The 10,761-nt window shown below is 65.7% G+C and carries 7 protein-coding genes; 4 read left to right on the top strand and 3 right to left on the bottom strand.

Features of this window, described 5'->3' with window-relative positions; genetic code table 11:
* Positions 1-387 precede the first annotated feature (387 nt).
* Positions 388-1,443: a PIN domain-containing protein gene (locus tag ABZ738_RS32445; protein WP_357219736.1), complete on the bottom strand. Its 1,056-nt coding sequence runs from the start codon at positions 1,441-1,443 to the stop codon at positions 388-390.
* A gap of 178 nt (positions 1,444-1,621) precedes the next feature.
* Here ABZ738_RS32445 and ABZ738_RS32440 point away from each other — a divergent pair, with 178 nt between their 5' ends.
* From ABZ738_RS32440 to ABZ738_RS32430, 3 genes are all read left to right on the top strand, one after another.
* Positions 1,622-2,488 carry a hypothetical protein gene (locus ABZ738_RS32440; RefSeq protein ID WP_357219733.1) on the top strand — a complete coding sequence of 289 codons (867 nt, stop codon included), beginning with the start codon at positions 1,622-1,624 and terminating at the stop codon, positions 2,486-2,488.
* Between the two features lie 103 nt (positions 2,489-2,591).
* Positions 2,592-4,472: a hypothetical protein gene (locus tag ABZ738_RS32435; protein ID WP_357219730.1), complete on the top strand. Its 1,881-nt coding sequence runs from the start codon at positions 2,592-2,594 to the stop codon at positions 4,470-4,472.
* A gap of 1,236 nt (positions 4,473-5,708) precedes the next feature.
* Complete coding sequence (locus ABZ738_RS32430; RefSeq protein WP_357219728.1) at positions 5,709-6,278, top strand: hypothetical protein; 570 nt, start codon at positions 5,709-5,711, stop codon at positions 6,276-6,278.
* 350 nt (positions 6,279-6,628) lie between these two features.
* Here ABZ738_RS32430 and ABZ738_RS32425 read toward each other — a convergent pair whose 3' ends face one another.
* Together ABZ738_RS32425 and ABZ738_RS32420 are read right to left on the bottom strand one after the other, a co-directional pair.
* Positions 6,629-6,826, bottom strand: a complete 198-nt coding sequence (locus ABZ738_RS32425) for a hypothetical protein (RefSeq protein WP_357219725.1) — start codon at positions 6,824-6,826, stop codon at positions 6,629-6,631.
* A 404-nt stretch (positions 6,827-7,230) separates the two neighbouring features.
* Complete coding sequence (locus tag ABZ738_RS32420) at positions 7,231-9,444, bottom strand: ATP-dependent RecD-like DNA helicase (RefSeq protein WP_357219722.1); 2,214 nt, start codon at positions 9,442-9,444, stop codon at positions 7,231-7,233.
* Positions 9,445-9,812: 368 nt separating this feature from the next.
* On the opposite strand from ABZ738_RS32420, the gene ABZ738_RS32415 reads away from it, so the two are divergent.
* Positions 9,813-10,761 (top strand): Hsp70 family protein (locus ABZ738_RS32415; protein WP_357219719.1); only part of this gene is annotated, 949 nt, incomplete at its 3' end.

Below are 10,761 nucleotides of genomic sequence, written 5' to 3'. Positions count from 1 at the left end.
CTCATCGGGGTACTTCTTCGGTGCTGCCACGGATGACTCCCTTCAGCTCCATCAGAGCATGATCGAAAGCCTCCGAGCTACCGGGGGAACCTCACACGACCCTCCAGCCGGCGCAGCCCCGAGGCCGACGGCTTTGGCATGGTGTCAACGGGCCTAACTTGAGCGCAAGAGGCCGAAAACCAGCCCAGAGCCCAACCGTCGACGCTCACCGTCCAGATGGCGCGGCTGGTGGAGCTGGCCAGCCTGCGTGCCCCCTCCCTCGACCCGCCTCCCCATGACTTTCTATGCCAAGGTCCGACAGTCCGCTTGCTGCGACTAAGGGCCGCCACCTTTCGCCGATCGCGTCGGTTCCGTCTGCCAGCGGTCCTCACAGCGAGACCTGCCTGGTCAGGAGGCTTCCCCGTAAGCATCACCGCCGCTTGCGCGGAGGCTGGCCGCACCCGAGCTTCTGGGCGGGTCACCTTGGATCGGCCCGGTCAGCGACACCGCGCTTCGGTCTCTGTCTGGTGCATCACTGCCGCGCTGGCGTCGGCTCCGAATCTTGTTGTCCTTTTTAGGCTGTTCTAGCCAGTGCACTTGGAGTCCGGCCGCCCTTCCGCGCATCGCCATGCCGGTGTCGTACGTCAGGATCCGGAGTTGCTTGCCGGCCAGGGTCTTGATCGCCAAGGCTCGACTGATGATCTCGTCGTCGTTGATCGGCAGACGGATGTGGCCTGGCGGGTCGAACACCACCTCGATGGTTACCTCACCCCGCGGCCGATCCTCGTCGGTGAAGTCCTTCTCGCGAACGACACCGCCTCGCTGGGTTACGCGATCGACGTAGGCGACCGAGTACGCGGCCTTCCAGCCGTTCCAACCGGACCGTTTGCCCTTGTCGAGTTCGTCAACCACGACAAGGGGCACCAGGATGTGAATGGGCTCGAAGCTGAGGTGCAGCAGCTCGGCGAGGTCGAGGTCCTCCAGTTGCTGAGGGTGCTCCATGTAGATGTTGGTGTCGAGGACCACCACTTCGGCGTCGCGCTGAAACCGCTGCATCGCCTGCGTCAGGTCGGTCGCGGCGGCCTGAAGGCTTTCCAGGTGTTGATCGACCAGCGCTCCTAGCAGGCCATTGAGCTGCCGTTCCCCAGCCATCGACACGTTGTACGCAAACCCCTGTTCGTCGTGGAGGTCGCCTCGAGCGCCGAGAGCGAAGTCGCGTAGCCCGGCAGCTGCGGTCAAGACCACCTCGTAGCTTCGCGAAGGGACGAGGTGTTCCAGGTCGTCGGGATGGATCTGCCGCCTCAGCATCCGTCGGGCTTCATGTGTCCAGTCGAGGTACTTGTACGCCCGGGTTATCGCCGAGATCGGGCCGGCCGCTTGTACGTGCCTGAGTGTGTCCTGGAGGCTGGTGAGCGTGTTCGCCAGATGTTCGCGGCTGGCACCGGGCAGCGGAGTGATCAGCATCGCCCGATCCTCCCCCGGTCCCTGGCCGGCGCGCCAGTCACGCCCGCTCGCTCAGGTCTCCCTACCACGCCCCCGGACACCGGCGATGTCGCTTTCTGCCGGTTGGCCACATGATGGCAGTCGAGAGACAAGGAATCGCTGCTGCGAGCGCAGTCGAATCCTCGTAGCGTCAGCACTCGTGAGCGATCCCTGGACCGTCCCATGGGCAGACGAGCCCAAGCCCGATGATTCACCGGAAGCAGAGTCGCCCTCTTGGACTCCGTTGCGCCGGCGTACCGCCGGCCTAGGCCCCGACGACACGTTCCACGACGGCATCCCCGTATACCTACGGGGCAGCCTGGAGGATTGGGTCCGCGACCGGTTCCCGGACGACGGTTATGAGCGGCGCATGGTCGAAAATACGCTCAAGTTCCGCCTGCGTCTCGAAAGCATCCCGGTGGTCGCGGATGTCGATGATGACCTGCTACTCGAACTCATCGACGCCCTGCTTGCATGGGAACTGCACCCGCAGCACTGGCCCGTCAGAGAACTTCACGAGCTCCTTACCAGCGGTGGAGCAGGATGGCGACTTACCGCCGGCTCGAAGGGGCTGGAGCGGCGAATCGATGAGACGGTGACAAGGACGGTCGATGTCGCAGTCCGCGACGCCCGACAGGACGCGTCCGAACACCTGAGGACCGCGTGGACAGCCACCTACGGGCGACACCCCGACCCCGACAAGGCCTACGACGAGGCAGTGCTCGCCGTGGAGGCCCTCGCCTGCCCGTTGGTCTGCCCAGCGAACCCGAGACGCACCCTCGGCACGGTGATCCGTGACCTCCGTAACCAATCCGACCAGTGGATCCTCGCGATCGGCGACCAGACCGGCGAACCTGCCTCACCTGCACGTCTGAACGAGATGCTTGCGCTGCTGTGGGAAGGCCAATCGCGCCACGCGGGCAGCGCGAACTCACGCCGACAGACCCAGACCGAAGCCGAAGCCGCACTGCACTTGGCGGCGACCGTCGTGCAGTGGTTAACCAGCGGCGTACTCCGCCGCAGGTAGTCACGGCTGGATGCGTTCGATCAACCTGCCTGAGCACCCCCTAGGCCAAGGTGTGACAACCAACGGACTTGCCAGAGGTCGTCGGTCGACGTAAAGAATGGTCATGATGCGGCACCACATGGATACCGGTGTCCGGCTGCTGGCCGGCACGGTGCAGATGGGAGACACCACCGTCGGTCGCTGGACGCCGGCGAGCGAGGTCGACATTGCCACCGCCGCCCTCGAGGTAGAGGCCTGGTGCTCGGACACCAGGCGCTTCAAGGGTGCACACAAGGCTGGCCTACGAAGCACGATCAGCGACTTCCGGCACACGGCCAGCAGCCTCGGCCCGATGCTCGGCTACAAGCTGCGCGACAAGATTCACCCTCTCCTCGATCGCCTGACCGACGTGTGGGAGGCCATCGCGCCGAAGGAACCGTCGCAGGAGTCGGTCGCCGCCGCCCGCGCGGCCGCCGCCGCGGCCGTCCACCAAGTGCTAGGCGCCTTGCACCAGACCGACACGCTGGTAACGGCGTGGACGGACCTCCACCGGCTCTGCCTCGCCGAGGACTCGGACTGGCATGTGGTAGCCCGAAGCAGGGACAACTTCGTTCAGATTGCCGCGCTGTTAGGCCACGACCCTCGCCAGCTCGGGATGCGGTTACCGCTTCTCATCAGCGGCGATCCCTACACAATCGAGCGCGTGAGGAGCGTCGTCGATCCTGGATCGGAGAGCAACTGCCAGTGGGTTCCACTCGCTGACCGAATTGAGCTGTTCTCCCGGTATCTCGCACAACCCATAGGACCAAGACGGCAGGTGGTGTGGTTCGCGCTCCGTCGGGCAATACTCCGGCAACTCAAAATCTCGTTCGGAGCAATAGATTTCTACTACGCTCCCGTTTTGCACGCGGTGGCAACAGGACCTCAGCGTACCGCTCTGCTACCGCCAGAGCTGCAGGGTACGTCCCTGTTTGGCCTTAAGCAGATGCCGGATGAGGACGACATCGTCTACGCCCGGGTCGATTTGGGCTTCACCACGGTTCGAGAGCCCATACGGGAGGCAAAGGACGTCCTGGTCGGCACGCTCGGCATGGTGAAATTCGGCGGACGCGATAGCGGCAACTGGCAGTTGATGACTGGGTATGTGCACGGGGTCAACGACCACATTGTGGCTCACGAGGTGTTCTGGCCACGAGATGAGCGGCCGCGACTCGCTTACTCGCTCGACGCCACCCCCGATTCTCTGACCACTAGCGCTGACTGTGCCGGCATCACCAGTCCAGACAATCGCACCGCCCGGGAAGTGCGGGCTGCGATCCGCTGGTGCGACGAGGCAGAGGATCAAGGCGCCGCAGCAGCCACACTGCTGTACGTTCGTGTCATTGAGCTGTTCGCGTCGCGCATGAAAGATCGACCCTGGCAACAATTTCTCGACGACTACGTCCGCCCCGGCTGGATACGCACCCGAATGCATATCAGAATTTTCGATGTCACGTATCGCGGACTACATCCGTCCGACATTCTGCACACAGACGAGGACCTGGATACGCTACGTCATGAAACATATACCGACTCTGGCTCCTTCGTGCACGGCACCCCTAGCGCCGTGTGGAACGCGTTGGAACGCTTGAGCAGCATGGGCGGAGCCGCCGCGGTGCCGGCGCTTGAGATCAACAGCCTGCTGAGCCGGATGCGCGACCCGTCCACAGTCCATTCCTGGCACAACGACACACGCACCCAATGGTCATTCCTACGCACCCGGCTGCAGCGAGTAAGAAACTCCCTTGCCCATGGCGGCCCCTACACCGACCAGATCATCGACAACGTCAGCGACTACGCCCGAGACCTCGCACGAACAGTTCTCGACTGGGGAATACTTGCCATAGGGTCCGATACCGAGCTCGCCACCGTCGCCGAAGAACGCCGCGCCAGGGACACCGATTGGGAATCCAAGATAACCACCGCACCCAACTCCTTCGCCGCACTTTTTGGTGACGCTATGTAAGGAGATCCTGACTATCTGCCTCATACGCGTCCGTCGACCACACGTTCGTCCACACCAATCGCCTGCTAACAAATAGCCCTTCTCCTATGGACACCCGCCACACCAGCCGCCGCTCATGCACCACACATCTCTTGCCAGGTAGATCACAAACCAGGCCTTATAGCAATGCGGCAGGACCAGGCAAGTGCGAATCCAGCACTGAGAAATAGCATCGCGATCTTCTTCGCGCGGCCTCTGCATGCCAGGAAGGTGACTTGAGCTATCAGGAGCCGTTCGAGCAACTACGATCGGCGCCGTAGCACGTGCGGCGAGTAGGGCAGATAGCGCCTATCCACATCGAGGCCGCGCATGAGCCGGCCGAGAAGACGTTGCACGACTGCTGCAGGGGCCTCGATGAGTTCGTGGGTGTTGGTCGTCGTGAGGTGCTGGATCGACATGGAGGCTCACTGCGGCACCCGTCCGTGCGGGTGCCGCTCCGTGTCTCGAAAGCCTCTACATCCTGCTGAATCGACCCAAACGCTTGAGCCGGGGCGAAGTTTCAACCATCCACTTCTCCCATTAAATAGAAGCACCCATAGGCCAGCCACTCAATATGGCTGGCGGACGAGTCTCGGGATAACCTGCGGACGGAAGCGGACAATCATGCACACCGCCTGTGGACAACCTGTGGACACTGATGTCAAGGAGCCGCATAGATACCCTGATCAGGCAGAACAGCTTCCACACGCTGTTGATATAGATTTCCAGATGCCTGCGGGAAGAATCTCGTTCAATAACGGCAGTTATTGAATCCGTTGGAGGTTAGCGATAGACCCCGGCATCAGCGAAAGACCAAGGCAGAACCAGCAAACGGTCGAGAACGAACCGAAAGGACGGACTCGACAATCTTGAACAGGCCCGGCACGGTGCGATCCAGCGCTGCTGAACCGGCCGACACCCGGTCCGACTGGTTTCGACGACGGCGCGAGCTGCTGACCACGGCGGGAACACCCTGACGTATCCACGGCACGGTGCTGACCCGCGTCACCCAGGGCCTCCGAAGCGGCACCTGCGGATCCACCTGCCATGAACCGCACCTGCCGGACACGGGCCCTTGTGCACTGACGCAGAAGCTCACGGCCGGCCTTCCGGTCGTGAGCGGAGGCTGACAACACCCGGTGAGCAGCTCGGCGACCAGCGGGCCCGGCGAACGGGCCTCGAACCCGCCCGACCTCCGCGTGACGATATGGTGACGGCATGTCGCCGGGATGGTCGATGCGCACGCTGAGTGGCTACGGGTACCGCCTCGGCGGCCCCCGCGGTTGGCACCTGCATCGATTCGGCGCTGGTGACGAGTTGCGGACGGCGTGGTACGACGAGGCTGACCCGACGCACAACTTCGCCGCAAGCGCCACGGCGGCGACGCGCGAACGCTGCGGCCCACCCTCTAGCGGCCGACCCTTTGTGGATCTGCCGGTGATGTTCGTGGAAGCACTTGAGATTTTCCCGTCGAACTGGACCCGGGAGGCCAGCGCCCCGCCCACACCAAGTCATCGCGTGCCGGCTACCTCGGACCTGCGGTCGCTGGACCGCGTCGCGATCGCCGAGTTCGTCCTCGTCATCGCCGACTCGCTGTTCGACCGCGACGCCGAAGACGACGCACACCACCGCGGCGGCGACTACGCCCCGGAACCCGCCATCATTGGCTCCGACGATCCGAACAGCGACTGGGACCAGATCCTCATCAAGACACTGACCACGATCGGGCTGGAGCCGGTCGGCATGCCGGACTGGCTGTGGTTCCGGATGAATTGGTCCGACGGCTAACGCCTGCACCCATTCCAACCGGCCGAGTAGGTCTCCGCCTGGTGGCCGCCCCTACCTGATCGCCGTCACTCTTCACGAAGGAGACCTCCTGAGGGTGTGGCGTCCGCCGGGTCCCGAGCCCGTCCGCCTGTTGTTGGCCGCCTAGACCATTCAGGCTTACGCCATGCCCGCCCGGTCTGCGCCGGAGAGATGGCGGTAGGCACCTCGAGCCGCGCCGCGCGACGCGAAAATATGGCACCACGGAGTGTGTCAGTATTTTATGTATCGGTGGTACCGTCAGTTGCACTGCACAAGTTGCTACGGAATCCGGGGATGGAGAGTCGCAACCCTCCACCCCCGGACCGTTCAGATCAGCGGCGGCTACGGTTTCGCGGCCAGTCCGCCACTGTCTGCCCTAGCACCACCAGGGCCTTGGCGATGTAGGCAAGGTCTTGGTGGTGCTGGAAGTCCGCCTCTAGGGCGACCAGTTCCACCACCATCCTCACCACAAGCCAAGGTCGAAGCAGGTCTCTACCCGGCACTGCCGGGTTGTCGGCCTGTTCCTCCACCGAAACTCCTTCCGTTTCCGGTCTCCGGACGAAATGTCCGGAGATGGGTCAGGAGGAGAGGAGTAGACCGGCGAAGGTGTTCCGATGCACTGGTGCGGTACATCACCGTACGGGACTGCCCAGCAATGTGGATAGCGGCGCGCCACAGCTTCAGGAATCATCCGTCCACGACGAATGTCTGATGGGTGGAGAAACAACCGGCTGGGTCACGCCACCTGCGTCTCGGTTCGTCAGAAACAATCGCACGACTCTGAACGAGGACGCCCAAGCAGTGGGCAGCCTACAGCGTCTCCTGGCTGTTCCCGGCCAGCAGCAGTGACACGACAGCAGCGCGAGACACAGGCCTTCGGGACTCACCACGGCCAGGGCCCGACGCCGCAGATGGTCTATCAATCGATCACGTCTCAGGTGAGGCGGTGGTCGAGGGCGGTGTGGCGGCGTCCGGCGCCGACGGTGCGGACGGCGGCGGCGAGGGCGCGGCGGGAGCCGACGAGGACGACGAGGTGTTTGGCGCGGGTGACGGCGGTGTAGAGCAGGTTGCGTTGCAGCATCATCCAGGCGCTGGTGGTGAGGGGGATGACGACGGCGGGGTATTCGGAGCCTTGGGAGCGGTGGATGGTCATGGCGTAGGCGTGGGTGAGTTCGTCGAGTTCGTCGAAGTCGTAGTCGATGGTTTCGTCCTCGTCGGTGCGTACGGTGAGGGTCTGTTCCTCGCTGGTGAGGGCGGTGACGATGCCGAGGGTGCCGTTGAAGATGCCGGCTTGGCCCTTGTCGTAGTTGTTGCGGATCTGGGTGACTTTGTCGCCGATTCGGAACACCCGCCCGCCCACGCGCCGTTCCGGCTGTCCCTCGCGGTGTGGGGTGAGCTTCTGTTGCAGCAGGCCGTTGAGGGTGCCGGCGCCGGCGGGGCCGCGGTGCATGGGGGTGAGGACCTGCACGTCGCGGCGCGGGTCGAGCCGGAAGCGGGCGGGGATGCGGGTGCAGGCGACGTCGACGGTCAGGGCGGCGGTGGCGTCGGTGTCGTCGCAGGCGAACAGGAAGAAGTCCGGCAGGCCCTGAAGGAGGGGTGGGCGGCCGGCGTTGATGCGGTGGGCGTTGGTGACCACGCCAGACTGGGCGGCCTGGCGGAAGATCTGGGTCAGCCGCACCCGGGGGATGGTGGGTGCGGCGAGCAGGTCGCGCAGGACCTCGCCGGCGCCGACGGAGGGCAACTGGTCGACGTCGCCGACGAGGAGCAGATGGGCGCCGGGTGGGACGGCTTTGATGAGCTTGTTGGCCAGGATCAGGTCGAGCATGGATGCCTCGTCGACGACGAGCAGGTCGACGTCGAGAGGGTTGTCCCGGTCGTAGGTGGCGTCCCCTCCGGGGCGTAGTTGCAGGAGCCGGTGCACGGTGGCGGCGGGGTGACCGGTCAGCTCGGACAGGCGTTTGGCGGCCCGCCCGGTCGGCGCGACCAGCGTGACCTTTGCCTTCTTGGCGGCGGCGAGTTCGACGATGGAGCGGACGGTGAAGCTTTTGCCGCAGCCCGGCCCGCCGGTGAGCACCGCGACTTTCGAGGTCAGCGCGAGCCTGACGGCCTGCTCCTGCTCGGGGGCGAGGTCCGCGCCGGTGCGGTCCCTCAGCCAGGCCAGGGCCTTGGCCCAGTCGACACCTCCGAAGTGGGCCAGCCGGTCGCCTGGATCATGGAGCAGCCGCAGGAGCGAGGAGGCGAGGGACTGCTCGGCGCGGTGGAACGGCACCAGATAGACCGCCCGCAGCGGCTCACCGCCGGCCGCGGGGAGCGTCTCGCGGACGACGCCCTCGTCGGCGACCAGGTCGCTGAGGCAGCGGGTGACGAGGTCGGCGGGTACGTCGAGGATCTTCGTCGCGTCGGTGACGAGGTTCGGTTCGGGCAGGTAGCAGTGGCCGTTGTCGGTGGCTTCGGACAGGGTGTATTGGAGGCCGGCCATGACCCGCTGCGGGCTGTCGTGTGGGATCCCCACCGACCGGGCGATGGTGTCGGCGGTCTTGAAGCCGATGCCCCACACATCGGCGGCCAGCCGGTACGGCTCCTTCGTCACCACGTCGGTGGACGCGTCGCCGTACTGCTTGTAGATCCGCACTGCCAGGGACGTGGACACGCCGACGCCCTGCAGGAAGACCATGACCTCCTTGATGGCCTTCTGTTCCTCCCACGCCGCGGTGATCTTCGCGGTGCGTTTCGGGCCGAGCCCCGGCACCTCGACCAGCCGCGCCGGCTCCTCTTCGATGACTCGCAGGGTGTCCAGACCGAAGTGCGCGACGATCCGTTCGGCGAAGACCGGTCCGATGCCCTTCACCAGTCCGGAGCCGAGGTAGCGCTGGATGCCCTGGATCGTGGCCGGCAGTACGGTGGTGTAGGAGTCGACCTCGAACTGCCGGCCGTACTTCGGATGCGAGGACCAGCGGCCGTGTAGCCGCAGGCTCTCCCCGGGCTGCGCGCCCAACAACGCGCCGACCACCGTCGACAGGTCACCGCCGCGGGCGGTGGCGACGCGGGCGACGGTGTAGCCGGTCTCCTCGTTGACGTAGGTCAGCCGCTCCAGCACCGCCTCCAACACGGCGAGCGGCGTGCGGGCAGGAGCGGTCACGGCGACCATCGTGCCTCCCAGCGATCCGGCGCCGACACTCGCCCAGCCGCTCGCCCGGGCCGGGCTGTCGCCGTGGTCAGGTCCGCCGCTGATCAACCGAGATCCGCGGGGATGCGCCCGAGGAATGCGCAACTCGCGGCGCGAGGACGCCTCTGCACGTCATGCCAGATCGGAGATGCGCGGCGCACTTCCCAACCCCATAGCTGCCGCTGTGCGTAGTTATGTCCTCACGTGATGACGTGATTCATGTTTGACTATGGCGCATGCGATCGGGGCAGGTGCGGCTGGCGATCGATTGTGGGAGTGCCAGCACGACGGGTGTGGTGGCGTGGTCAGACGGGTCGTGGTCGCCGCTGGTGTTCGACGGTGAACATGGGTTGCCGAGTGCGGTTCTGGTCGCCGATGACGGGTCGGTGGTGACGGGGCAGCAGGCGTGGCGGGCGGCGGTGGCGCAGCCGCAGAGGTTCGTTCCTGTTCCCCGTCGACCTGCTGATGAGCAGGTGAGCGTGGCGGGCGTGGAGGTGGCGCCGGCGGAGTTGGTGGCGGCGACGTTGCGGCGTGCCGCTGACGAGGCCCGGCGGATCGTCGGCGGAGACGTTGAGGATGTGCGGTTGGTGGTGCCGGCGGGGTGGGGGCCGCGGCGTCGGACCTGGCTTCGTCGCGTGGCGCATCGGGCAGGGTTGCCGCAGCCGCGTTTGGTGGAGGCGCCGGTGGCGGTGGCGTCGCATCTGCGCGCCGGGGGTGTGCCTCTGCCGGTGGGTTCGGTCATCGTGGTGTGTGACCTGGGTGGCGGTGCGGAGGTGAGCGTGGTCCGCCGTACTGCGGTCGGCTTCGAGATCCTCTCCACTCTCGCGGACCCGGATGCCGGTGGTGACGCCGTCGACGCGGCGATGGCTGCTGCCCTCTCTCCCGTCCCGGTCGCTGCGGGGACCGGTGAGGGGGTGGCGTTGACGGCGAGTGTGCGGACGGCGAAGCATGCCCTGTTCGGGCATCCGGCGGTGACGGTTGCGGTGCCGTCGGGTCCGGCGGTGGTGGTCAACGATCTGGTGTTGACGCAGGCGGCACGTCCGGTCCTGGAACGTGCGGCCGGTTTGGTCCGTGATGCGGTGGACGCGGCGGAGGTCGACCCGGCGACGGTGGCGGGGTTGTGGTGTGCGGGTGGGACGGCACAGATGCGACTGGTGGCGGAGGTGCTGGCCACCGACACAGGTCTCACGCCGCTGTTGGTGCGGGATCCGCCGCTCGCGGCCGCGCATGGGGCGGCGGACGCCGGCGCGCGTAGTCCGGGCGAGGGCCCGGAGGTGGTGGTGGAGCCGTTGCCGTCGG

This window comes from Micromonospora sp. NPDC047793, assembly GCF_040642635.1.
Lineage (GTDB): Bacteria > Actinomycetota > Actinomycetes > Mycobacteriales > Micromonosporaceae > Micromonospora.
This window is presented reverse-complemented; position numbering and strand designations above follow the sequence as displayed.